The following is a 25,392-nucleotide window of genomic DNA, read 5'->3' as shown; positions in this document are numbered from 1 at the left end:
GTCTCGTCATCCCGTACGCCTGCGTACGGGATCTCTTCCCTTCCCTTCCGACGCATCAACAAATACTCCGCTGTATCATCTATACTGGTGCTGGGTGCGCTGTCGTTATTACGCCGTTGAGCCGGGGAGGATACAGTCGGAAGAGCCAAGGCAGTGCGCAGTCCGAGGAACCGCCGGGCCGCACGCACTGTGCCCGTCGGCAGCGGAGTGGCGGGCAGCCCCGAGAGATCACGGTACACGCCCACAGGGCCCGTCGGCAGCAGTGCGGCAGTGGAGTAGCCCCGAAAGATCCCGGCGCGAGCGCCGGGATGACGGGCGCCGTGGGGAGGGGGATTATGGGCGCGGCCACGACCAGCAACCTGGCTTCGACTGCAGCCCCGGCCGCGCCTGTGCTTCTCCCTGGCCTGCTTCGTCATTCCGTACGCCTGCGTACGGGATCTCTTCCTCTTGATTCCGGACTCATGCGAAGGCATCATACAGCCTCGTCATCCCTGCGCCAGCGTACGGGATCTATTCCCTACGCTCCGCCCGCGTACGGACCTATTCGACCATCTCAGTATTACCACATCACCACATTACCACATCACCCCATTATTTTTGCCTATGGCCTTTCAGCTGGTAGAAGTAACGACCCCTGCGCTCGCGCGCGATTTTTTGCAGGTCAACGTCGACGTTAATAAGAGCAACCCGAATTACATCCGTCCGCTCGACAAGGATGTGGATGATGTGTTCGACAAGAAGAAGAACAAGACCTTCCGCTTCGGCGAGGCGACGCGCTGGATCCTCCGCGACGGCGAGGGCCGGCTTGCGGGGCGCATTGCCGCGTTCACCAACAAGAAATACAGGAACAAGGGCGACGATGCGCCCGTGGGCGGCTGCGGCTTTTTCGACTGCATCAACAACCAGGAGGCCGCCGACATGCTCTTCGACGTGGCGCGCCACTGGCTGCTCCAGCGCGGGATGCAGGCCATGGACGGCCCCATCAACTTCGGCGAGCGCGACCGCTGGTGGGGACTTGAGGTGGAAGGTTTCCAGCCGCCGCTCTATTGCATGAACTTCAACCTCCCCTACTACAGGGAGCTGCTCGAGCACTACGGCTTCCGCCCCTACTTCAACCAGATCTGCTTCGGGATGGACATCAAGGCGCCGCTGACCGAAAAGATCCTGGAGCGCGCCGCCCCCTTCCAGCAGAACCCCGCCTTCACGGCGCGCACGATCGAAAAGAGCCGCCTCGAGAAGTACGCCGCCGACTTCGCCAGCGTGTACAACGCGGCCTGGGCCGGACACGGCGGTCTCAAGGAGCTCCGCACCGAGCAGGTCGTGATGATGTTCAAAAAGATGAAGCCCGTGCTCGACGAGCGCCTCGTGTGGTTCGTGTACAACGACGAAAAGCCAGCGGCCATCTTCGTCAACCTGCCCGACCTGAACCAGTGGTTCCGACACCTCCACGGAAAGTTCGGCCTCTGGGAAAAGCTCAAGTTCCTCTGGATCAAAAAGACGGTTCCCTGCACGAAAGCCACCGGCCTCGTGTTCGGCATTATTCCCGAATTCCAGGGCAAGGGCCTCGACGCCTTCCTCATCGCCGAAGCCGGCAAGGTGATGCAGCATATCGAGTACGAGCAGTACGAAATGCAATGGATCGGCGACTTCAACCCCAAAATGATCAACGTGGCGAAGAACATCGCCGATACCACCTACGTCAGCCGCAAGCTAACGACATACCGTTACCTCTTCGACCGCACGAAAGAGTTCAAGCCACACCCGATGCTGGGGTGAAATGTAGGATGGCTGATGTAGGATCTCGGATGTTATTTCGGATTTTTGATTTCAGATTTCCAGATTTGATGCAGGATAAAAACGGATCGCGTGCGATCCGTTTTTGCTTGGGCTACATCAAGTGACTTTGAACTGTTTGGAGCGCAAGCGAACTCGTTTGTTTTACCGGTACTCAGGACAGAGGCAACTTGAAGAAGAGGGGTAGATTGCGGATAGTTATGTGTTGGCCGCTATTGATGGAACACTCCGTTATTCGAAATGTTTATTCGCTGTTTTATGTTTAGAACTTCAATGCTTCTTTTGATCCTGTTTTTTGGATGCAATCATATCGAGACGCAAAAAACGTTGAGCTCCGAAGACATAAAGCGCATCGAAAGTCTGAAGCTTCTGGAAAAAGGCGAGCGGATCGAAAAATTCTATTCAGAATATAGAAAGAGCGTTGCTGGTAACTTTTATACCGATAGGCGATTTGCCAAATACTGGATAGACGAGCACGACAAGACAAAGAATGAAGTCAGTTCTGCACGTTACAGCGAAGTAGTCGCTGTGGATACTGTCTTTAACGCCGGGGCGACTTATACTCCGTTTTTACGTATCAAGAAGCGTGACAGCACCAGTTTCAAACTTTGCGTGGATGGATCACGAAACGACGTTCGGTCATTTTTTGAAGGAGCGCTGGCCGCTTGGCGGTTACATACCGGAGACTCTACCCACAGCGGCCAACGGGGGCAGTAGCGTTAGCTTGCTTTCCCAAAGTTGAAATATCTTTATAACAAACGCCACCGCAAAGCCCTGGTCGTTCGCGGCAAGCGGTGTTCTCCTGTCTTTAAGCAATTGAATTAACCAGAACTTTATGTTTCGACACATCTTGAGATCGAGTGTGTTTTTATTCCTGCCTGTATTTTTCATACAATGCAAGCCGAGCCAGGCTAAGCAGGAGGAACAAGCATATAAGCGCATCTACATTGACCAGTTTAAGCTGACCTACTTCAGGGCGTTACTTATCAAGAGCTACAATAATTCTAACGCCGTCCAGGAGATTATTAAAAGTGATCATAGCGGTTTCACCGAGCCAATCCTGAATGAGCGGGACTATAGCTTCATTGATAGTTTGACCACAGCCGACAACGAGATCATGCGCGTCGATTCAGCAAGAGGATCCCTGCGGGCAGAAGGAGCACAAGGAAAGCGTCCTTTGGGCTATATACTTAACAGCGTCAGAAGCCGCTGGCTGGATAGTCTTGCTATAAGGCGCTTCAGGCTTTCAGGCGCACGGAGCTGGACTCACCAGGCCGCAGGCCGCTAAGATGAATTATGCAGGCACCTGATAACGGGGCGGCTGGTCCATAAACCTTCAGTAAGCCGCTCTGAAAGAGCGGTATGTCACTGGCCCCAGGCGCAAGCCCGGGGTAAACAGCTAGTAACGGGCCAGCGCGCCCCGACAGGGCGCCGTGATTCGCCCGAACGAGCCGACTGCCCCAGTTGCCGGCGCAGGAGCACGGCACCCCTTCGGGGTGCGAGTATATAAAACACTCTCTGTTACCCCGGGCTTGCGCCCGGGGCCATCAACACGGCAACGCTTCGCGGTGCATCGATGAAGCGTCAAAGGCCACAGACGCAGCAGCAAGTGATTCGCGGCGCGTCGGTTCAGCTTAATTTCTCACTTGTGGCTTCAGCGATTTGCGGTGCATCTTCTAGCGCCCGGGCCACAGACGTGCAACTGCGCGTGCTTCGCTACCCAAGGCTTCGCGAAAAATAGCCCGGGGCGCTCCCCAGCACTGCACCGCCCGCTCCGTCCGCCGAAGCTTGCCATCTTCGCATTGCTGCGACGACCGGAGAGCGACGGCGGGCCTGCCATTTCTTCACACTTCCCTGCCTCCCGAAATCACTATCTTGCAGGCTCGAACCGTATGGAAAAATTCATCGTCTCCGCCCGTAAGTACCGCCCCCAGACCTTCGACACGGTCGTGGGCCAGGAACACATTACCACCACGCTCCGCAACGCCATCAAAACCGGCCACCTGGCGCATGCCTTCCTGTTTTGCGGCCCCCGCGGCGTGGGCAAGACGACCTGCGCCCGCATCCTCGCCAAGACCATCAACTGCGAGAACCCGTCGGCCGACGGCGAAGCCTGCAACGAATGCCATTCCTGCGTTTCCTTTAACGAGGGCACCTCGCTCAATATCCACGAGCTCGATGCCGCCTCCAACAACTCGGTAGACGATATCCGCGCGCTGGTCGACCAGGTCCGCTTCGCCCCGCAGGCCGGCAAGTACAAGGTCTATATCGTGGATGAGGTGCACATGCTCTCCTCCTCGGCCTTCAACGCCTTCCTCAAAACCCTCGAGGAGCCGCCGCACCACGCCATCTTCATCCTCGCCACCACCGAGAAGCACAAGATCCTCCCGACGATCCTGAGCCGCTGCCAGATCTTCGACTTCAAGCGCATCACCCTGCAGGACACGGTAAATCACCTCGCCGGCATCGCCGCCAAGGAAGGCGTAACAGCCGAAGAGACAGGCCTGCAGCTGATCGCCCAGAAGAGCGAGGGCTGTATGCGCGACGCCCTGTCCATCCTCGACAAGATCGTATCGTTCACCAACGGCGAGCTCACTTATAATAACACGCTCGAGCACCTCAACATCCTCGACGCCGACTACTACTTCCGCCTCATGGACTCCATGCTCGACCAGGACCTGGCCGGCGCGCTGCTCCTCTTCGATGACATCAACAAGAAAGGCTTCGAGGGCGACTCGGTACTCAACGGCTTCGCCGAGTTCGGCCGCAACCTGCTGATCTGCAAAGACAGCCGCGTGGCGGGGCTCCTCGAAGTGGTGGAAAGCTTTCGCAAGCGCTACGCCGAGTACGCGCAGAAGGTCGATGCCGGCTACCTCGTGAGCCTCCTCAACGTGCTCAACGAGGCCGAAGCCGGCTTCCGCACGGCCCGCAACAAGCGCCTGCACGTGGAGCTTACGCTCATCAAGCTTTGCTACCTCAGGCAGGCCCTGCAGCTCACTGCCGAAGGCGGCGGCGTTTCTAAAAAAAAAGTAACGGATAACACGCGTGTGCTGGCCTTCCGGGCCATCCCGCCTTTTGTGCTCGAGCGGAATAGCGAACCCGCCGAAGCCTATACCCTGGCCGCCGAAGCCAAGCTGGTAATCGAGGAGCCAAAGCCGGCCCGGATCGCGCCCCCGCCCCCTGCCGCAACGGCCCAACCGGAAACCCGGAAACCGGAAACCGCACCCGTTCCGTCCGCAGTAGCTTTAGCGAAGACGGATGCACCCAAGGCGAAGTTCAACCTCGCCGCCATCCGCAACCAGGCTGCCGTACAGGCCGGCCAGGTGATGACGGACCACCCGCTGACGGACGAAAACCTGGCCACCGGCTGGAAGGCCTTCATCCAGGTGCTCAAAGACGAGAAGAACCCCGCCTGGAACCCCTTCGAGATGGCCAACGTGCAGATCCGCGGGGAGCACGTGTTTGAGGCGATCGTCAACGACAATATCGCCTACCGCTTCCTTGAAGCGGAGCGCGCCAAGGCCACTGAATTCCTGAAAGGACATATCCGCAACCGCCAGCTCCAGATGCTGCTGACGCTCGAGGAAAACGGCCAGGGACCGGATCTTTCCGACCTGCCCCTCAGCTCGCGCGAGCAGTTCCAGAAGCTTTCCGAGCAGTTCCCGCTCGTCAGGGAGCTCCGCGACCGCCTGCGGCTCGAGCTTGATTACTGATAAACAACCAAAACCAACGACATGCATATTGAGCAGGACCTGAGCGTTCCAACCCAACCCGCCTACCCCACCGATTACTGGACCGGCGAAGCCGCCCGGATGCTGATCCAGGACCAGCGCACCCAGGAAGATGTGATCGATCACCTAACCGCCGGCGGCGTTCCGCGCGAAGACGCCGAAGCCATCGTGGGGCAGCTCGCCATGGCCATCCGCGACGCGAAGATCAGCCGTGCAAAAAAAGACATGCTGTACGGCGCACTCTGGTGCGGCGGCGGCACCATCCTCACGCTGGCCCACATCAGCTTTATTTTCTGGGGCGCGATCGTATTCGGTGCCATCCAGTTCTTCAAGGGTGTGAGCCGGATGAACGGCGACTAAGCCGCCGCCGGGAGCGCTGCCACCCAACACTATTAACGTAACTTGACCGTATGCTATCCCGACTGCCTTTGCTGCTCGCCTGCCTCCTGCTGTCTGCCGCCGCGTGGTCGCAACCAGATATCCCCATGATCTTCCACGCCCGTAGCATTCCCTTCAATGGCGGAAGCATCTCCTATATCGAGACCGGACGGGGCCGCCCCCTGCTGTTGCTCCATGGCGGCTTCCAGGACCGCAGCATGTGGCGCGACCAGGTGCTGCATTTCAACAACGAGTTCCGCGTCATCGCCGTCGATATGCCGGGGCATGGCGCCACTGTCGACGGGCCGCAGCGCCCGGATGCAGCCGCGGTTGTACGGACCCTGCTCGACAGCCTGCACATCGACAAAGTATCGATCGTGGGCCTTTCATTCGGCAGCGCCGTCGCCCTCGAGTTTGCCAGCCGCTACCCGGCCCGCGTGGAGAAGCTGGTGATGGCCTCGCCCGGGATCGCCGGCTGGGACGAAGACCACGCGATCCTTCCCGAAACGCTGAAAGCCTTCGGCGACATGAACGCGGCACTCGAGCGCAGGGACACCGCCGGGGCCGCGCGGCAGTTCGTGGAAGCCTGGTACGTGGGCCCGGCGCGGCGCGAGCTGCACCTGCTGCCTTCCCTGTATAAATACGGCATCAGCACGACCCTCCGCAACATGCAGGAGCACCATGCCTCCGGCTGGCCCGACTTCGCCAAGCCAAGCACCATACACCGTGTAAAAGACGTGACCATGCCGGTGCTGATCATGACCGGCACCGCTGATATGCCCGAAGTAGCGCGTGTGGCCACCTGGCTGCAGGCCAACCTGCCGGCGGCGCGCAGCGTGCGGCTCCTCGATGCGGCCCACATGATCAACCTCGAGCTCCCCACCCGCTTTAACCGCGAGCTGCTCCGCTTCCTGCGCGAGCGCTGAGAAGTCAACGGCACGATGCGCTGTCCTGTCGCCGTTAACAAGCGATTCACGGGGATAAACAAGTCCATAACACAGGGCCGGTCTAACTTGCCCCTTTTTGAGAGTATATGCAGCAGCACCAACAGGTCTTCCAGACGCAATCCCCGTCCCGCTGGCACCGCTTCCAGTGGAGCACGCGGCTCCTGCTGTTGCTGCTCGTTCTCGGTATCGTGGCGGTGATCGTGACCCTTCTGACGGCCCACAACCCCGACATGCCGCAGCTCCGCGAGTTTCGCCAGGCGCTAACCGACAGCAGCACGCAGCCGGGAAAAAGCCCGCTCGCGCGCCGCTATAAAAGCTTCCGCCAATACATCAGCCAGCACGAGCTGAGCAACAAGGCGCCCTACCGCCCCCGCAACGGCGGGCCGGCCGCCAGTGAGCTCCGCGCCGGCTTCTACGTAAACTGGGACCCGGAGTCGTTTGCCTCGCTGCAGCGCAACGTGAACCAGATGAACCTCGTCATCCCCGAATGGTTCTTTCTCCGCCAGCCCGATACGACCATTACCCCGCAGGGCGGAATGCAGGTCCGCTATTACGACAGCATTATCACGCAAATCGACCCGAAGGCCCTTGCCATCCTCCGCGCCGCGCGCGTGCCGGTGATGCCCAGCCTCACCAATGCCTGGCGGCAGGTCTTCCACGGCGAGCTCGTGCACCGCATCCTGGGCGACCCCGCGCGGAAAGAACGGTTCATCAGCCAGCTGATCCGGCTGCTCCAGGCCAATGGCTTCGCCGGTGTCAACATCGACTTCGAGGAGCTGCAGGAAAGCAGCAGCGAGCCGCTGGTGGCCTTCGAGCGCGAGCTCTATACGCGGCTCCATGCCGCAGGGCTCCTCCTGAGCCAGGACGTGTCGCCCTTCAACAACGACTACGACTACGCTGCCCTCGGGGCGTATAACGATTACGTGTTCGTGATGGCCTACGACCAGTACAGCCAGGATACGAAGGCGGGCCCGGTGGCCCACCAGAAGTGGATCGAAGCGGCGGTGGAAGAGGCCCTGCGACATCTCCCCGCGCGCAAGGTGGTGCTTTGCCTCGCGGCCTATGGCTACGACTGGCCACGCGAGCAGAATGCGCCCGAAGACGTCGACGTGCTGTCGTACCGCAAGGCGATCTCGCTTGCCAAGGAAGCGCAGGCGAAGATTGAATTCGACAACGACTCCTACAACCTGTATTTCTCCTATTACGACGACAGCGACGTGCCGCACGATGTGTACTTCACCGACGCGGCCACGACCTTCAACGCGCTGCGCTTTGCGAGCGAGGCCCATCTCGCAGGCACCGCCCTCTGGCGCCTCGGCTCGGAAGACCAGCGGATCTGGAAATTCTACCGCGGCCCGCTCACGCGCGACGCCGCGCGCGGCCTCGACTTCAGCAGCATCGCCCAGGTGCTCAGCTCCGAGAACGTATCGTACAGCGGTTACGGCGAGGTGCTCGACGTACTCGCAACACCGGAGAAAGGAAACATCAACTTCGAGATCGACAGCACCGACATGCTCATCGCCGAAGAGACCTACACCAACCTCCCCACCTCGTTCATGGCGCGGAAGTACGGCTGGAACGGCGCCGACACCGCGCGCAACCGCAAAAAGATCGTCCTCACCTTCGACGACGGCCCCGACCCCACCTGGACGCCGCGTATCCTCGACATCCTCTCCGAAAAAGGGGTGCCGGCCACCTTCTTTGTCGTTGGCCTCAACTGCGAAGAGAACATACCGCTTGTAAAACGGATCTACCGCGAGGGCCATGAGCTCGGCAACCATACGTTCACGCATCCCAACATCGCCGATGTGAGCCACAAGCGCGCCGTGATTGAAATGGAGTCGACACGGCTCCTGCTCGAATGCATCACGGGCCACAGCACCGTACTGTTCCGTGCTCCCTATAACGCCGACTTCACACCGGAGAAGATCGAGGAACTGATGCCGGTGGCCATTGCCCGCACCCACAACTACCTCGACGTGGGCGAATCGATCGACCCGGAAGACTGGGAGCCCGGTGCCACGGCCGACACGATCTTCGGGCGCGTTGTGCGGCTCAAAGAAAAGATCGAGCGCGAAGGCCGCGACCTTACGGGCGGTAACATCATCCTCCTCCACGATGCGGGCGGCGACTCGCGCGAAGAAACGCTCAAGGCACTTCCGCGGATCATCGACTACTACCGCAGCCGCGGGTATACCTTCACAACCGTTGCCGATTACCTCGGTAAGAAGAAAGAAGACGTGATGCCAGCGGTACCCAGGGGCAGCGGCTACTGGCTTATTCAAACCAACTACGTGCTGGCGATGTCCGGCTATTGGCTCGGCAAGGTGCTTTTTACGCTGTTTGTCCTGTTCATCATATTCTCGGTAGCGCGTCTCCTGCTGATGGCCGTCCTGGCGCTGCTTGGCCAACGACGCGAAAAGGCACGTGCGCTCCTCCTGCCCACAGCGGCCAGTTGCCCGCGCGTGTCGATCATCGTGCCGGCGTACAACGAAGAAGTGAATGCCGTGTCCGCGCTCCGCAACCTGCTCAACACGACCTACCCCAACTTCGACGTTGTGTTTGTCGACGACGGCAGCAAGGACAGCACCTACGAGCGCGTAGCGGAAGCCTTTGCCGGCGACCCGCGCCTGCAGGTGCTCCGCAAGCCCAACGGCGGCAAGGCCTCTGCCCTCAACTACGGCATTGCGCGCACCGACGCGGAGTACGTTCTCTGTATCGATGCCGACACGAAGCTGCATCCCGATGCCCTCTCGCACCTGATGAAGCATTTCCTCGCCGCCCCCGGCCCGGATGAACTGCCCGTGGGCGCGGTGGCCGGCAATGTGAAAGTGGGCAACGAGGTGAACCTGCTTACACGCTGGCAGGCGATCGAATACATCACGGCACAGAACTTCGACCGCCGCGCGCTGGGCTATGTCAACGCCATCACGGTGGTGCCGGGCGCCATCGGTGCCTTCCGCCGCGAAGCGATCATCGAGGCGGGCGGCTTTACTACCGATACGCTGGCCGAAGACTGCGACCTGACCATCCGCATCCTGCGTGCCGGCTATGCGGTGCGCAACGAGAACGCCGCGCTGGCCTTCACCGAGGCACCGGAGCGCACGCGGCCCTTTATGAAGCAGCGCTTTCGCTGGAGCTTCGGTATCCTGCAAACATTCTGGAAGCACAAAGACCTGCTGTTCAACGGCCGCTACGGCTGGCTGGGCTGGCTGGCGATGCCCAACATTCTCCTGTTCCAGTACATCATCCCGGCCTTCATCCCCCTTGCCGACTTTTTCATGGTATTGGGTCTTGCCACGGGCAATGCGCACAAGATTCTCCCCTACTACCTGGCCTTTATGCTTGTCGATGCGGCCATATCGCTGCTGGCCTTCCGGATGGAGCGCGCCTCGGCGCTCCGGCTCATCTGGCTCTTCCCGCAGCGCCTTATTTACCGCTGGCTGATGTGGCTTGTGCTGTTCCGCTCGGTGCGCCGCGCGCTCAAGGGCGAGCTGCAGCAATGGGGCGTGCTGAAGCGGACGGGCAATGTCGGCGAAGTGGTCACAGTTGGTGCCCCTGTGCGAAAAGCCTAGCTTTAGTACATGCACCCACAACTACAATCCCTGCAGCAGGAGGCCGCGGGCCTGCTCGTGATCAGCGAATCGGAAGCCGCCCTCGAAGCCTTTGAGCTCGCTCCGGGCGAAGCTCCTGAAAACGGACTGCTCCGGCTCGCCGCGCTGCCCGCCGGAACACCCGTAGAAATACAGGATGCCGCACCCTTCTTCGAGAAACAGGAACGCATGTACAGCGACCAGCCGGAGGGCGCCCGCTTCCGCTCGCTCGGCGAGCACCTGTCAGCGCAGCTGACGGAGCTGCGTCTTTACCGCGCCGGCAATATCCGCATCGAAGCTTTCCTGCTCGGCACCCTCCCCGACGGCACGCGCGGCGGGCTCCGCACCCAGCTCATCGAAACGTAGCAATGGAGTAATGAGCAATGAGTAATCAGTAACGAGTTATGCATAATAAAGCGGCCCCATCTTTCGATGAGGCCGCCTTTCGTTAATTCAGCTATTCGAGATCCTCGATCCTCGATCCGAGATCTGAGATCTGACATCTTCTTATTGCGTCGGTCCGCTGTCCACGCGGCTTTCGATCGTGCTCTGGATGGTCGACGACACGTTCGACAGCAGGTTGTAACCCGTAGCCGCTTCGATGGCATCCACCGACGTGCGGTAGTAGCCCCAGCTTTGGGAGTTTACGGTTTGCGTGTTCGGCGTGTTGACGGCGATCACGCGCGTGCTGGTGGTGATACGCGACAGGTCGCTGGTTCCCTGCGGGAGCACCACGAGCACTTTCCAGATCCGGTTGGGTACGGTGATGCGGCCGGCATCGATGGTATTGGCCGTGCCCGCGCTCCCGGTACCGCCCGTGCCATAGGAGCCCATGATGATGTATACTTCATTGCCCTGGTTGACAAGCGTGCGCTCGTAGTTCTCCAGGTTGGCCCAAGTCTGCTGGTTGTTGTTCGGCGCCTGCGGGATCATGTTGGTCATCAGGAAGGTGGCGCTGTTGTCGGCCACGCTGTAGGTGCGGTCGGCAGAGGGGCAGTTGTGGCCGCGGTCGAAGCCGGAGCCGCTGTACGAGGTGGAGCCTACATGGTACCAGGTGCTCGGCAGGGTAGCGTCGGAGCTGAAGTTGTCCTGGCGCGCCGTGCTTCCCAGCCAGCTCGGATCGAGGTGCCAGCTTACCCAGTTGGGTGTGGCGCGATCGCGGTTGTAGCTGAGGGCGTACTGCATCTTGCTCATAAGATAGTTCGTGTAGTACGCTACGTCGGCTACGGCACCGCTTGGGTTGCCAAGGGCCATATTGTCGGATTGGGTTCGGAGCATGCTGCCCGACATGTCGGGGGCTGTCTGCCGGTCGTGCCAGGCTACGTTTTGCTCGCCGGCGGGCGCTGCGCCGGGATCCTTCTTACAACTGCTGAATACCAGTGTCAGGGCCAGTACGGCCGACAGGGTGCGAACGGTTTGCGTCATGTGTGTGCGGTTTGGGTTTGAGGTTATAAAAATCCGGTTCTTCCGCGTACGCGGGTATGCGAAGACGTTACGTTTTTATGAATTCAAATCGGGGGGTGTTTGACCAGGCAGGACGCGATCGGTCGGGGCGGCACAGGGCGGGTACACAGCAATCGGAATAAGAAAAGTAAGCAAAGGCTCAGATATCCTTCAACAGAATTTGTCCACATAAAGGGGAACACTTAGCAGCCGACCGATGATACCGCGGGAGACATGCCCGAGCAAGGCGCAACAACCAGCATTCCGTTTGGAGCATAAAAAAGCCCCCGCCGTCGGCGGGGGGCTTTCCGTATTTCTACAATTCTACCAGTTGATCTCGAGGCGGTTGTTCTTCCGCACAACATCGGCCATGCGGCGCGTCGGGTCGATCTCCACCGACTGGATATCCGTCAGCGGGTGGCCCGATACGATCTCGTAGGTGGGATGCGTCCACTTCCAGGCCTCGTACACCTTGCGGCCTTCCTGGCCGGGCTCGGCGGGCTTCTCGCCAAACTGCAGGTACTGCGGAATGTAGTGCCACTCGCTGCTGCCGTCGCGGAAGGTCACCTTCACATCGACTGGCATCGGCACCATGCCGTCGTTGCGCAGGCGGATGCGGCTTCCGGAGCCGTCGGTCCACAGGCTGTCGACAGCGTAGTCGATGGTCTTGGTGCTGTTGACCCAGTAGCCGCGGTACCAGTCAAGCTGCAGTCCGCTCACCTTTTCGGCAACGCGGATAAAGTCGTTGGGATTCGGATGCTTGAAGCGCCACAGGCGGTAGTACTCCTGCAGGATGCGGTCGCGCACGGCGGCGCCGGTAATGTACCCGAGCTGCTCGATGAACACCCCGCCCTTGCTGTAGGCCGCATTGCTGTAGGCAAAGTTGGTATTGAACTGGTCGGCATGTGTCGTCAGCGGCTCCTCGCGCCCGCTGCGCACCAGCGAGAAATACCCGGCGTAGATATCGTCGAACATATGGTTGCGGCTCGCCGTATCGGCGCTGGCGCGCTCGGCAACGGGAAGCTTGCTGCGGCGCACGACCGAGTCGTAATAGTTGTTCACGCGCTCGGCAGCCCATTCCGTGAAGCCTTCGTCCATCCAGGCCTGCTCGCTTTCATTGCTGGCGAGCATCCCCTGGTACCAGGTGTGCATCCACTCATGAAAGGCCGTGCCGATGGAGGCGCTCGAGATCATGGTGCAGTTGGGATATTCCATACCGCCATCGCCGCCATGTATAAAGGAATATTGCTTGTAGGGATAAGGGCCGAAGGTCTTCGCGATGAAGGGATAGACGATCACGGCGGCATCGGCTACCAGGTTCCACCTGCGGTCCTCATCGGCGCTTTCCTTCGGATTCTTGTACAGTACGTTGATGGTGGGTCCGTTGGGCACGGTGCGCACGAGATGCTTGAAGCCGGGATCGGCAGCCCAGGCAAAATCGTGCACGTTGGGTGCGGCGAATTTCCAGGTGCGCTTGCCGGCGGGGTCGAGCGGGTGGGCGCCCTTGGGCGCGTAGCCGAAGCCGACTTCTCCGGCATTGGTAATGGTGCCGGAGCCGCCGAGCAGGTAGCTTTTGTCGATGCGGATCGTTACGTCGTAATCGCCCCACACACCGTAGAACTCACGCGCGATGTACGGCGTCGGGTGCCAGCCTTCGTAATCATACTCGGCCAGCTTCGGGTACCACTGCGTCATCGTGTAGCGTGTTGTGGTTTGCGGGTTGTCGCGGCCGCTGCGGCGCACCTGCAAGGGCACCTGCGCGGTCCAGGCCATATCGAAGGTGACTTTCGACTTCGGGAGGATGGGCCGGTCGAGCTGCACTTCGAGAATGGTCTCGTGGAGCTTCGTTTTTTGCGGACGTCCGTCCATGCGCACGGAGTTGACGTTCTCGTAGCCGATCTCATCGGGCTTCAGGTTCGCGATCCGGTCCTTGACACGCGGATCCCAATCCGCTATCTCAACGCCGTTGCGCTTGCCCAGCACGATACCGCCCTGGCGGCGGCTCCGGACATCCATCATGCTGTTGGGCTGAAATGCATTCCAGTACAAATGAAAAAATACGCGGCGCAGCGTGTCGGGCGAGTTGTTCCAGTAATCAACTTTTTGCTTGCCGGTAAACTGGTTCTTCTGCACATCGACGTCGATGTCCATCGTGTACTTCACGCGTTGCTGCCAGCGATCGGGCTGGGCGATGGCGGACAAGGCAAGCAGGCTAAGGAGGGTGAAAACAGTAAGGCGTTGTTTCATCAGTGTTCGGAGTAAAATTTAATCTTCGTTTCTGTTTGGCTAAAGCGCTCAAGTTAAGAAAAAATGGTCCTGCTGGAACCGCGGGCACACGTCCCGGCATTCAATCTTTTCGTTTCAAGTGGAATTTTATGTGAACGGTACGAAAAAGCCCGGATCCTTTGTCGATCCGGGCTTCGGGTACTGCTATATCGTTAGAAGGCGAGCTTGTCCTTGACGAGCTTGCCCATGCGGTTGAAGTACAGGTAGCGGCGCTTCAGGTCGCCCTTGCTCACCTTGATGCGGAACTGCTCGCCACCACCCTCGGCCGCCGTGAGGTACAATTGCGAGACCTCGCGCACCTGCCAGTCGGAGAACTTGCTTTTCATAAAGCCATCCTTCACATCGGCGGAAAGATGTTCGAAGGAGCTGGCTTTTTCCGAGCCCTGCCACGCGCCCTTCCTGTTGTAATGCGCGATCATACGCGCGGTGTCGGAGAGGAAGCGCACACTGTAGTCGCCGAGATTATCGCCGTAAACCACCTGCTTTGCCTGCGGGTATTGACGCGCGAAAGAATCAGTGACGGCGGCGGGAATCTTGCCCAGCTGGGCGGATGCGGAGAAGGAGAACAGGACGGCACAAAGACAGGCCAGCACGAAAGAACGGAACATGGTGGATGTGGTTTTTTTAAGGAAAAGGAAAATTAGGGCTTTCCGCCGATAACCACCACGATTTCTCCCTTGACGCCCTTTTGCACAAAGTAGTCATGCACTTCCTGCAGGGAGCCGCGTACATGCTCTTCGAAAAGTTTGCTGACCTCGCGGCTGACGGAGCAGGGACGGTCGGCGCCGAAGTAGGTGATGAATTCGGCGAGCGACTTCACAAGACGCATCGGCGATTCGTACAGGATGATGGTGCGCTCGTCGCCGGCGAGTTGCGTGAGCAGCGTGTGCCGCCCTTTTTTCGGGGGAAGAAATCCTTCGAAGCAAAAGCGGTTCGTGGGAAGACCGCTGCTCACCAGCGCCGGCACAAATGCCGTGGCACCAGGGAGGCTTTCGATCTTAATGCCGCTGCGCACACACTCACGTACGAGGAGGAAGGCCGGGTCGGAAATGCCGGGCGTGCCGGCGTCGGTGACCACCGCCATCTTCTTGCCCGCGAGCAGCTGGTCCACGAGATGCTGCAGCACCTTGTGCTCGTTGTGCTGATGATACGGTGCCATCGGCTTCTGGATCCCGTAGTGCTGCAGGAGGCGTCCCGTCGTCCGCGTGTCCTCGGCGAGGATCACATCCACTTCCTTCAGCACCTCGAGGGCGCGAAGCGTGATGTCTTTCAGGTTGCCGATGGGCGTTGGAACGAGGTAGAGCATAAGATCTTTTTATCGCGGATCTCAGGATCTCGGATTTTACGAGACGCATAGATCCGAGATCATCAAATCCGAGATCATCAGATGATCTCGTAGTATTCCATTACGGGATTGGCGAGCAGCTTCCTGCTGGCTTCGTCGGCGATGGCGCGGGCCGCTTCTTCGGAGTCGGCATCGATCTGCAGCGTGATGCGCTTCCCGATACGCACGTCGCCGACGCCTTTGAGGCCCAGGTTCGACAGGCCGTTGAGTACGGCTTTGCCCTGCGGGTCGAGAAGGTCTTTCAGCGGCATTACGTTTACCTGTATCGTATAGGTCATCGAAAAAGGTTTAGAAAGGTTTTGAAAGGTTCAGCGGGTTTTGAAAGGTTTTGGAAGGCTCTGAAGGGTTGAGGTTTCAGCGCCGCTGCAAAGTAAACTCATATCTACCGGATAGGATCACTTCCGACTTCCTACTTCCCACTTGTATCAAACGGTGATGTCTTTTTCCTCGCGCGCCGGCAAGGTACCAGGATTCGCTACAGTGGGCTCAGGCGAAAAGAACGAGAGGACAACATAGAACACGAAGATGAGGGGCACCGCGAGCCAGCCGAGCCATACGGCCAGGCCGATGGAAACCACGAGCAGGATATACTTAAGCAGGTTGCTACGGAGCGAGAAGTCGCGGAACTTGAGGGCCATCATGGAGTGGCGGCTCACCATCAGGTAGGCAACCACGGCGATGATCGCGTAGAGCAGCCAGGGCTTCAGCAGCGCCGGGCCAACACCGAGGTCGTCGCCATACCAGATGGCCAGCGGCAGCGAGGCCACCAGCAACCCGCCGGCCGGCGAGGGCACTCCTTCGAAGCTGTATTTCTGGGTCGTGCTGATGTTGAACTTGGCAAGACGCCAGGCCACGGCACCCGTGAAGATGAAGGCCGGGAACAGGTAGCCCCAGTTGATGTCGAGACCAGCCTCGTCGCGGGCATAGGCCATGCGGAGCAGCTGGTACAGGATCATCCCCGGCGCCACACCGAACGACACCATATCGCTGAGCGAGTCGAGCTGCTCACCCATCCCGCTTTGCGCCTTGAGCAGCCGCGCGAGAAAGCCATCAAGGAAATCCACCGCTGCGGCGGCGAAAAGAAACAGCGAGCCCCAGCAGATCTTCTCCGGCAGGTTCACCGAGGTGCCGGTCAGGGAGTTCTCGTCGACGCCGACGATGATCTCACCGGTTTGCAGCACGCACACGATCGCCAGGCAACCGAAAATGAGGTTCAGGAGTGTAAAGAAGTTGGGGATCTGTTTCATGCACGCGGGGTTGATGCAGGCAAATATAGGTACGCGTTGCGGGAAAGGTTTTGAAGGTTCTGATGGTTCTGCAGGTTCTGAAAGTTAGTTCCTACCCGAAGCTCCCTTTGGTCCGTCATTGCGGGAATGACGGCGTAATGCGCCGGCCGACGAAGCAATCCGATCCGGGCTCTCACTGAGACCGGCTGCAGTGAAGGCCCCGCCCGATTGCTTCGCTTCGCTCGCAATGACGTTCTTTCGATTCGATCCGCGTTACCCGCGTTATCCCCCTGCTATCTTTTCATTGCGGCTTCGATCTCCTCCACCGTGATCGGTATTCCTTCAAACAGGTCGATGTTGCCGTCCTTCGTGATCCAGATATTGTTCTCGATGCGGATGCCCATCTGTTCTTCTTCGATGTAGATGCCGGGCTCCACCGTAAAGAGCATGCCCTCGCGGATCGGCTCGGTGCGGGTGCCGAGGTCGTGCACGTCGAGACCGAGATGGTGCGAGATGCCGTGGTAGAGATACTTGCGGTAGGCGCGGTTGTCGGCGTCCTCGTTCTTTACGTCGCCCTCGCTGAGCAGCCCGATCTTCAGGAACTGGCGTGTCGCCTCCTCGCCCACCTTGTCGGTATACTGGAGAATGGAGATCCCGGGCTTCAGCAGGCTTTTCGCATAGTCGTGCAGGTGAAGGCAGGCATTGTATACTTCGGCCTGCCGCGCCGTGAACTTCCCGTTGACGGGAATCGTGCGCGACAGGTCGGCGTTGTAGCCGCCGTACGCCGCACCGAAATCGAGCAGCAGCAGCTCGCCGTCCTTGCATTCCTGGTTGTTGCTTACATAATGCAGCGTGCGCGCGCGGTCGCCCGAGGCGATGATGGAGCCATAGGCCTCACCCGAGGCGCGCTGCGACAGGAAGCTGTGAATGATCTCGGCCTCCACTTCGTATTCCATGACACCCGGCTTCACGAACCGGCACACGCGGCGGAACGTGTTGGCCGTGATCTCGATGGCCTTTTTCGTCACCTCGATCTCGAAGGGTGTTTTGATCGCGCGCAGCTCGCCCATGATCTTTGCGGCGCGCTCGTAGCGGTGCAGCGGGTAGCGGCGCTGCATCTCCGCGATATAGCGGTAGTCGCGCGTTTCGGTATGGCCGCCGCGGCGGTCGTTCTCGTTGCTGTCGAGGTAAATGTTATCGGCCAGGTGGATCCAGGGCTGCAGCAGCCCTTCCAGCGTATCGAGCCACACGATGCTGGTCATGCCGGAGATGGCCGTGGCTTCCTGGCGGCGGAGCCGCTTGCCGTCCCACTTTTCCTTCAGTTCGTTGGGCCGTACCAGCACCAGCACCTCGCGGTATTTCGGATCGGGGTTGTCGGGAAACAGGATGACCATTGTGTCTTCCTGCTCAATCCCGCAAAGCCAGTACAGGTCGCTGTTTTGCCGGAAGGGGTGCAGGGCGTCGCCGTTGCTCTGCACCTCGTCGTTGGAGACGAAGATGGCGATCGAGCCGGGCTTCATCTTTTCCATAAAGCGCTTGCGGTTCGTGGTGAAGAGCTCGGCGTTGAGGGGCAAGTGTTTCATGGCGGCAATGTACTCGGGTATCGTGAATCGGCAATCGGCAATCGTGAATGCGTTTCGCAAATATTCATCTGAGGCCGGCCTGACTCCCTCCCTTAGGAAGGGTCGGGGATGGGTCATCTCCCCTTCCCTTGGGGAAGGGGCCGGGGGATGGGTCTCTCGCGGCTTTCCGCGCGGGAAGCTCATCCACAACAGTTTTTTAATGTGTATCGCTTACACGCCCCTCAAAATGCTATGGCACAAACTTTTACCTTTGCAGCCTAAACAAACGATTGCTTTTATGTCAGTACCTACAATTTACTTCCCGCAGGGGAAGCTGGTGAAGATTGGCCTAACCAAAACAGAGAGCATTCATTATCAATCAACACCTGAGGAGCTCGTACAGGACACCCTTCGCATGGGCGAAGGCACCCTGACCGACTCCGGCGCCCTCGCCATCAACACCGGTGAGTTTACCGGCCGCTCGCCGCTCGACAAGTTTACCGTAAAAGACGAGGTCACCGAGAACACCGTACACTGGAACAACTTCAACATCCCGATCGAAGAAAAATACTTCTTCAGCATCCGTGAGCAGATCCTCGCCTACCTCAACAGCCAGCCCGAACTTTGGGTGCGCGACTGCTACGCCTGCGCCGACCCGCGTTACCGGCTCAACATCCGCGTGGTGACGGAAAAGCCCTGGACCAACCTCTTTGCCTACAACATGTTCCTCCGCCCCGACGAGGAGGAGCTCGAAGACTTTGAAGCCGAATGGACCGTCCTGTCGGCACCCGGCCTCCACCTCGACCCGGCCGTCAGCGGCACCCGCCAGCACAACGCCGCCGTGGTATCGTTCAAGCACAAGACCATCCTCATCGCCGGCACCGGGTACACCGGCGAAACCAAGAAAGGCATTTTCACCATCCTCAACTACATCCTTCCGCAGGAAAAGAACGTACTGAGCATGCACTGCTCAGCCAATATGGACGACAGCGGCGACACGGCCGTTTTCTTCGGTCTTTCCGGAACGGGCAAAACGACACTCTCCGCCGACCCGAAGCGCAAGCTGATCGGCGACGACGAGCACGGCTGGACCGCCGACGGTGTCTTTAACTTCGAAGGCGGCTGCTACGCCAAGCTGATCAACCTGTCGGAGGAGAAAGAACCCGAGATCTTCCACGCCATCCGCCCCGGTGCCATCGTCGAAAACGTACAGTTCTACCCGGGCACCAACAAGATCAACTTCGACGACGCGTCGATCACCGAGAACACGCGCGTTTCCTACCCGCTCGATTTCATTTCCAACGCCGCCGAGCCCTCCATCGGCAACGTGCCCCGCAATATCTTCTTCCTTACCTGCGACGCCTACGGCGTGCTGCCCCCGATCTCGAAGCTCACCAAGGGCCAGGCGATGTACCAGTTCATCTCGGGCTATACGGCTAAGGTAGCCGGCACCGAGGCGGGCGTTACCGAGCCCAAGCCGACCTTCTCGGCCTGCTTCGGCGCTCCCTTTCTCCCGCTGCACCCCGGCAAATACGCCGAGATGCTCGGCCGCAAGATGGAAGAGAACCAGGTGAACGTGTGGCTCGTCAACACCGGCTGGACCGGCGGACCCTACGGCGTCGGCAGCCGCATGAAGCTGGGCTTTACCCGCGCCATGATCAGCGCAGCCCTCGATGGCGCGCTCGACAACGTTGAAACCGTTACCGACCCCGTATTCGGCGTAGCCATCCCGAAGGAAGTGCCCGGCGTGCCCACCGAGCTGCTGACGCCCCGCTCCACTTGGATCGACAAGGCAGCCTACGACGAGAAGGCAAAGTACCTGGCCGGCCTGTTTATCAAGAATTTTGAAAAGTATGCCTCGGGCGTGAGCGAGGAGATCCGCAACGCCGCCCCGAAGGCCTGATGATTTTTCGCTTGCTGTATGATGACGAGAGCCCCCGGAAACGGGGGCTTTTCTTTACGGGCAATGCCGCCAAAAAGAGCTTTTTCACCTCCAAAAAGGAGGCGTTTGCCGTAACTGTCAGCCGCTTACCCCTGGGCCTGAGTAACTTGAATACGAAATCCAAATGGCTCATCGTTAACCGTGAATATGAACCTGACCGCCTTCAGCCTCCCCGTACTTCTCATCGCCTTCGCAGGCATGCGCCTCGCTCCTTCCGCCAAAACGATCATCGCACCCGACGCGGCCTCCTCCCGCCTCGTAACGGCCGAAAAGCCGTCCGTCACCGCCGTCCGTGCCACCGCGGCGACGATGCGCGAGGAAAGCGCGGAGCTCATTCCCTGGTCGGCCCGCCGCATCGTGGGCTGGGAAGATTTCCAGAGCGCGCCGGTTCACGGCACCGAGGCCGTCGCCTCCACCAGCACCTCGCTGGGCCTCTCCTACCAACTGAAGGACGGCGAGCTTAGCTACAACATCACCTGCAACTTCCAGAAGACGAAGTCCTGGGGTCTCATGAAAACGGAATACATCCTCGCCCACGAGCAAGGTCATTTCGACATCACGGAGCTCATGGCCCGCAAGCTGTACCAGGCCCTGTCGACCTATCCCTTCGACCGCCGCAACTTCAAGCAGGACCTCACGCGCATCTACAACGACATCGTCGCCGAAAAAGAATCGCTGCAGAATACCTACGACCGCGAAACCGACCACAGCCGCAATCGCCGCGTGCAGTCCGAATGGCTTGCCCGCATTAACGAGCAGCTCGAGGCAACGCAGGCCTACGCCACGTACCCGTAAGAATGTCGGATGTCGGATGGCTGATGTCTGATTTAATGTACAGATACTAAAATGGATCGCGTTGCGATCCATTTTGCATATCTGACGTCTTGGGTCAGGCATCAGGCATTATTCGAATACGTGAAAGCGGATGTTGAGCTGGAGCCAGCTTTTGGCGTCACGGCCCTCGATATTGGCGGGGGTCCACTTTCCGCTGTTCTTCACAAGTGTAAGGGCGGCGTCCTCCAGGCCATAGCCGAGCTGGCGGCCAATCGTGCGGGTTTCGCCCACAGTGCCGTCGGCATTGATGGCAAAGCGTACGGTAACCACGTAAAAGCCCGGCTGCAGGCCCTGCTTGGCCGCTTCAAGACCGGCATTGAGCACGAGCGCCGACGAATTCACGTAGCGGCTCCACTTGTCGTTACCGCCCGGGAAAAACGGGGGCGTATCCACATAGGGATAAACATAATCGCTATTGGCTAAGTAAGACCGGACGTCCTGGAGATTCTGACGCTCGGCAGCTGTCTGGGCAAAGGCACTGCTGCCGAAAAGGGCCAGCAGGCAAAAGAGTAGGCTGTGTTTCATGTCGATTAGGAGGTTAGCAACAGCCTAAGCTGTTCAAATTGCGTGCAGGATTTTCCTAATATGAAATTCGCCTACGGCTGGGGTGTTTCTTGCCCGGTTTGTAGACCCCGGGGATTGAAGGAGGTGGAGTTGAAAGGTTTTTCACCGCGAAGAGAATAAGAAAAGAAGCCGCTACGCTAAGGTTACTGCAATAAAAAACGTCCCGCCTGGGCGGGACGTTTACTATCTCTTAGCGAGTACCTTAGTTCACTTCTTTTCTTAGCGGTAAAAACCTTCGCTTACTTCGGCGCCTTAAAACAACCCGAACAGCTCGGCGTCGATCAGGTTGATGATCTTTCCGAAGTCCTCGTTGCGCTCACCGAACTTGTTCTGGTCGCCGTTGATGATCAGCAGCGGACCTTCCTTGTAGCCGTCGATCCACTTGTTGTAGTAATCGTTGAGGCGCTTCAGGTAATCGAGGCGGATGTTCTCCTCGTAGTCGCGGCCACGCTTCTGGATCTGGCCCACGAGCGTCGGTACGGAGCACTGCAGGTAAATGAGCAGGTCGGGCGGCTGCACCATGTTTTTCAGCGTGGAGAAGAACGTAAAGTAGTTATCGTAATCCCGCTTCGTCATCAGCCCCATCTCGTGGAGGTTGGGCGCGAAGATGTGCGCATCCTCGTAGATCGTGCGGTCCTGGATGACGGTTTCGGTGCCGTGCTGGATGTCGATCAGCTGGCGCAGGCGGCCATTCAGGAAGTAGATCTGCAGCGGGAAGCTCCAGCGCGGCATGTCTTCATAAAAATCGTTCAGGTAGGGATTATCGTCCACGTCCTCGAACTGCGGGATCCAGCGGTAGTGCTTGCTGAGCATTTCGGTGAGCGTGGTCTTGCCGGCGCCGATGTTACCGGCGACGGCGATATGTTTTGGCTTTTTATTTTTCGGCATAAACGGGAGCGGTGGGATGGGGCTGGGCCAAATTAGCGCTTAGGGTTGACTTAAAGTAATTTTTTATTGTAGGTAATTGAGCCCCATAAGGCGGCGTACATCGGCCATGGTTTGTTGTGCGCTTTCGCGTGCCGCCTCGGCGCCGCGGGTCATAATGCGCTTCAGGTAAGCAGTGTCCTTGCGTATCTCGGTGGCACGGCTCCGGATCGGCGCGATAAAGGCAACCATGTCTTCCGCCAGCTGCTTCTTAAGGTCGCCGTAGCGGATGTTGGCGCCATTGAAATCGGCGCGGTATTTCGCCACAACGTCGGGCGCGCTTACGAGCTCCATGATCTGGAAGATGTTCTGGATATAATCGGGCATTTCCGAGTTGGGCTCCGTGGGCCCGCTGTCGGTCTTGGCCTTCATTACCTTCTTGCGGATAACGTCGTCGTCGTCGGCGAGGTAAAGCGTTGCATTCTGGTTTTCGCTCTTGCTCATTTTACCGGCCCCATCAAGCGAAGGCACCTTCACCAGGTCGGCGCCGAAGTTGAAGGCCGACGGTTCGGGGAACAGCTCGCCGTAGCGGTGGTTGAAGCGGTGCGCGAAGTTGCGGGCCATCTCGAGGTGCTGCTCCTGGTCTTTGCCCACGGGCACAAACAGCGCGCGGTGAATGAGGATATCGGCCGTCATCAGCACGGGGTAGGTAAGCAGGCCGGCGTTGACGTTCTCGGGCTGTGCGCGCACCTTGTCTTTGAAGGTAGTGGTCTTCTCCAGCTCCCCTTTATAGGCAAGCATGTTGAGCAGCAGGTACAGCTCCGCGATCTCGGGCACGGCGCTCTGGCAATACAGCGTCACCTTTTCGGGATCGAGACCGGCAGCGATGTTTTCCGACAGCACATTGAGCACGCTGTCCTGCATCTGGCTCGTATCGGGGTGCGTGGTGAGCGCGTGCCAGTCGGCCACGAAGAAATAGCAGTTGTATTCTTCCTGCATCCGCACATAATTGCGCATCGCCCCGAAATAGTTGCCCAGGTGCAGCTGCCCCGTCGACCGGATGCCGCTGACCACGATTTGCTTGCTCATAAAACCTCGATTGGAGCGCGAAGATAAATCCAAGTTTGTAGTTTGGAGTTTGTAGTTTGGAGTTCAGGAGCCCCGGGCCTTTCGGCACATTTGGCCGGCTCCTATTCACCTATGCGTTTCCTGCTTTCTGCTGCTTTTTCCTTCGCCATTTCAGTTGCCGCCGCCCAGCATTCGTGGGACCCGGCTTCGTTCTATACCGATGCGCCGCGGGCAACGCTCCTGGAGACCAAGGGGCCCGTTCGCGCGTTGGCGGCGGCTTCCTGGCCCGAATGGTACCAGCGCAGCTACGACAGCATCGTGCGGACCTGGTATCCGTCCGGCAACCTGCAGACGGAGGAACACTTCACACGTCCCTGGGGGCAATTCAGCATGTCGTGGACCTACCGCGATAACGACCGGCGCGAGCCCCTGCGGGTAGACAAGGCCGGGCCGGGTGGCAAGGCGGAACCGTACCAGGAGATCCGCTACGACTCCACCGGCATGGCGGAAGTGACCTGGCTGGAGAACGGCATCCCGCAGCGCCGCAGCTTCAGGCGCGTACTCGATCCGAAGGGACGCGTGCTGGACGAAACACGCTTCCTGGGCAGGCAGGAGGAATACCACTACCAGTTTGACTACGACGCGAGCGGACGCAAGCAGGAGGAGCGCCATCTCGACCCCAACGGAATTCTTGCCGACGCATACAGCTTCCGCTACGACCTGCACGGGTGGCTTATCCAGGAGATCCACAAGCGGCCCGGCGATAAGATCGAAGACATGCAGCTGCACGACTACGATACGAAAGGACGGCGCATCCGCACGTCCTTTTTCGAGGCGGGTTACTACCTCGACCGCTATGCGACCTACGCCTACGACAGCGCGGGCCGTAAGACAGAAGAGAGCTCGTACTACGCGAACGGAACCCTGAGCGGCCACAGCATCTACCGCTACGATGCCGCCGGCGACCTCCTGGAAAGCAGCTGGGGCAACGCTCCCGAGGTAGACCGGCGGGTAACGTTTGATGCGAACGGACATACGCTGCAGGATTTTCAATGGTCCGGCGAAACCCGGTCGGCGTACGTGGCGGGCCTGCGGCTGCGCGACAGCTTATTCATCCAGGGCCAATTCCGGCAGATCCGCAGCTATCGCTACGACGCGCAGGGACGGCTGGAAGAAGAGAAAACCGATGGAACGACCATACAATACGCCTATGGCCGCTGCCCCGGCCCCGATACGGTCACGACCACGTCGGGCGAAGGGCCTCGCTACCGCCGGTCGCAACGCAGCATCATCCGCTACAACAGTCACTGCCAGCCGGTGGACGTGCTTGTGCTACCCGCCCCGCCGCCACCCGATGTGGAGAGACACAGCCCGCAGCCGTCCGGACCGCTGCGGTATCGCTTCGAGTACGACCGGAAAGGCCGGCCCAAAAAAGAGTCGCTGTTCGACCGGAACGACACGCCCCTGTACAGCATTCAATGGACCTACGAGGCGAACGGCGCGCGGACGGTCGTGCTGCAGCAATTCGGGCCGGCAGGACCGGTTGGCAGCACGGAAAGCCGCTTCGATAAGGAGGGCCTTCTCCGGAGCTTCAGCCAACGCTCGGGCGGCCGCGAGCTGAGGCACAGCTACAGCTATGAGTTCGACAGCCGCGGCAACTGGATCCGCCGCGAGGGCCGCGTGACCGGGGAGAGCGCTTCCGCCAGGTATGAGCTGGCACTCCGAACGATCCGCTACGACGGGGACGAGCCCTGAGCAGCGCGGCGAAGACCGCGGCCTCCTTCCCGAACTACAAACCCCAAACTGCAAACTCCA

General features: G+C 59.4%; 21 protein-coding genes. 11 read left to right on the top strand and 10 right to left on the bottom strand.

Annotated features, from left to right (window positions below; genetic code table 11):
* Positions 1–603: 603 nt before the first annotated feature.
* The 8 genes from ACYU7Z_RS17225 (at position 604) to ACYU7Z_RS17190 (ending at position 10,809) form a co-directional block, all read left to right on the top strand.
* A complete protein-coding gene (locus ACYU7Z_RS17225; protein ID WP_460572746.1) occupies positions 604–1,776 on the top strand; it encodes a hypothetical protein in 1,173 nt (390 codons plus the stop codon).
* A gap of 300 nt (positions 1,777–2,076) precedes the next feature.
* Positions 2,077–2,511, top strand: a complete 435-nt coding sequence (locus ACYU7Z_RS17220) for a hypothetical protein (protein ID WP_460572744.1) — start codon at positions 2,077–2,079, stop codon at positions 2,509–2,511.
* A 118-nt stretch (positions 2,512–2,629) separates the two neighbouring features.
* Positions 2,630–3,082 carry a hypothetical protein gene (locus ACYU7Z_RS17215; protein ID WP_460572742.1) on the top strand — a complete coding sequence of 151 codons (453 nt, stop codon included), beginning with the start codon at positions 2,630–2,632 and terminating at the stop codon, positions 3,080–3,082.
* 604 nt (positions 3,083–3,686) lie between these two features.
* The gene (locus ACYU7Z_RS17210; protein ID WP_460572740.1) at positions 3,687–5,507 is read left to right on the top strand and encodes a DNA polymerase III subunit gamma/tau; all 1,821 of its coding nucleotides are present in this window, start codon (positions 3,687–3,689) and stop codon (positions 5,505–5,507) included.
* A gap of 21 nt (positions 5,508–5,528) precedes the next feature.
* A complete protein-coding gene (locus ACYU7Z_RS17205) occupies positions 5,529–5,885 on the top strand; it encodes a hypothetical protein (RefSeq protein ID WP_460572738.1) in 357 nt (118 codons plus the stop codon).
* Between the two features lie 50 nt (positions 5,886–5,935).
* Entirely contained in the window at positions 5,936–6,829 is an 894-nt protein-coding gene (locus ACYU7Z_RS17200; RefSeq protein WP_460572736.1) for an alpha/beta fold hydrolase, read from the top strand.
* A 107-nt stretch (positions 6,830–6,936) separates the two neighbouring features.
* The gene (locus ACYU7Z_RS17195) at positions 6,937–10,425 is read left to right on the top strand and encodes a polysaccharide deacetylase family protein (RefSeq protein WP_460572734.1); all 3,489 of its coding nucleotides are present in this window, start codon (positions 6,937–6,939) and stop codon (positions 10,423–10,425) included.
* A 9-nt stretch (positions 10,426–10,434) separates the two neighbouring features.
* Entirely contained in the window at positions 10,435–10,809 is a 375-nt protein-coding gene (locus ACYU7Z_RS17190) for a nuclease A inhibitor family protein (protein ID WP_460572732.1), read from the top strand.
* Between the two features lie 141 nt (positions 10,810–10,950).
* On the opposite strand, the gene ACYU7Z_RS17185 is transcribed toward ACYU7Z_RS17190, so the two are convergent.
* From ACYU7Z_RS17185 to ACYU7Z_RS17155, 7 genes are all read right to left on the bottom strand, one after another.
* The gene (locus ACYU7Z_RS17185; protein WP_460572730.1) at positions 10,951–11,868 is read right to left on the bottom strand and encodes a DNA/RNA non-specific endonuclease; all 918 of its coding nucleotides are present in this window, start codon (positions 11,866–11,868) and stop codon (positions 10,951–10,953) included.
* Positions 11,869–12,210: 342 nt separating this feature from the next.
* The gene (locus ACYU7Z_RS17180) at positions 12,211–14,133 is read right to left on the bottom strand and encodes a M1 family metallopeptidase (RefSeq protein WP_460572728.1); all 1,923 of its coding nucleotides are present in this window, start codon (positions 14,131–14,133) and stop codon (positions 12,211–12,213) included.
* Positions 14,134–14,324: 191 nt separating this feature from the next.
* Positions 14,325–14,780 carry a hypothetical protein gene (locus tag ACYU7Z_RS17175; protein ID WP_460572726.1) on the bottom strand — a complete coding sequence of 152 codons (456 nt, stop codon included), beginning with the start codon at positions 14,778–14,780 and terminating at the stop codon, positions 14,325–14,327.
* 32 nt (positions 14,781–14,812) lie between these two features.
* Positions 14,813–15,478, bottom strand: coding sequence for a 16S rRNA (cytidine(1402)-2'-O)-methyltransferase (rsmI, locus tag ACYU7Z_RS17170; RefSeq protein WP_460572724.1), 666 nt, complete (start codon positions 15,476–15,478; stop codon positions 14,813–14,815).
* Between the two features lie 77 nt (positions 15,479–15,555).
* On the bottom strand, positions 15,556–15,795 hold the full coding sequence (gene purS / locus ACYU7Z_RS17165) for a phosphoribosylformylglycinamidine synthase subunit PurS (RefSeq protein ID WP_460572722.1): 240 nt from the start codon (positions 15,793–15,795) through the stop codon (positions 15,556–15,558).
* 147 nt (positions 15,796–15,942) lie between these two features.
* Positions 15,943–16,764: a CDP-alcohol phosphatidyltransferase family protein gene (locus ACYU7Z_RS17160; protein ID WP_460572720.1), complete on the bottom strand. Its 822-nt coding sequence runs from the start codon at positions 16,762–16,764 to the stop codon at positions 15,943–15,945.
* 272 nt (positions 16,765–17,036) lie between these two features.
* Positions 17,037–18,326 carry an aminopeptidase P family protein gene (locus tag ACYU7Z_RS17155; RefSeq protein WP_460572718.1) on the bottom strand — a complete coding sequence of 430 codons (1,290 nt, stop codon included), beginning with the start codon at positions 18,324–18,326 and terminating at the stop codon, positions 17,037–17,039.
* 277 nt (positions 18,327–18,603) lie between these two features.
* Here ACYU7Z_RS17155 and pckA point away from each other — a divergent pair, with 277 nt between their 5' ends.
* Positions 18,604–20,208, top strand: a complete 1,605-nt coding sequence (gene pckA, locus ACYU7Z_RS17150) for a phosphoenolpyruvate carboxykinase (ATP) (protein ID WP_460572716.1) — start codon at positions 18,604–18,606, stop codon at positions 20,206–20,208.
* A 186-nt stretch (positions 20,209–20,394) separates the two neighbouring features.
* Entirely contained in the window at positions 20,395–21,042 is a 648-nt protein-coding gene (locus ACYU7Z_RS17145; protein ID WP_460572714.1) for a DUF922 domain-containing protein, read from the top strand.
* A gap of 108 nt (positions 21,043–21,150) precedes the next feature.
* Here ACYU7Z_RS17145 and ACYU7Z_RS17140 read toward each other — a convergent pair whose 3' ends face one another.
* The 3 genes from ACYU7Z_RS17140 to trpS form a co-directional block, all read right to left on the bottom strand.
* Positions 21,151–21,606, bottom strand: a complete 456-nt coding sequence (locus tag ACYU7Z_RS17140) for an energy transducer TonB (RefSeq protein ID WP_460572712.1) — start codon at positions 21,604–21,606, stop codon at positions 21,151–21,153.
* A 291-nt stretch (positions 21,607–21,897) separates the two neighbouring features.
* Complete coding sequence (locus ACYU7Z_RS17135) at positions 21,898–22,533, bottom strand: deoxynucleoside kinase (RefSeq protein WP_460572710.1); 636 nt, start codon at positions 22,531–22,533, stop codon at positions 21,898–21,900.
* A 63-nt stretch (positions 22,534–22,596) separates the two neighbouring features.
* The gene (trpS, locus tag ACYU7Z_RS17130; RefSeq protein WP_460572708.1) at positions 22,597–23,598 is read right to left on the bottom strand and encodes a tryptophan--tRNA ligase; all 1,002 of its coding nucleotides are present in this window, start codon (positions 23,596–23,598) and stop codon (positions 22,597–22,599) included.
* A gap of 111 nt (positions 23,599–23,709) precedes the next feature.
* Between trpS and ACYU7Z_RS17125 the strand changes: the two genes are divergently transcribed.
* On the top strand, positions 23,710–25,332 hold the full coding sequence (locus ACYU7Z_RS17125; RefSeq protein ID WP_460572706.1) for an RHS repeat domain-containing protein: 1,623 nt from the start codon (positions 23,710–23,712) through the stop codon (positions 25,330–25,332).
* The last annotated feature ends 60 nt before the right edge of the window (positions 25,333–25,392 follow it).

It is taken from the genome of Flaviaestuariibacter terrae (assembly GCF_054777635.1).
This window is presented reverse-complemented; position numbering and strand designations above follow the sequence as displayed.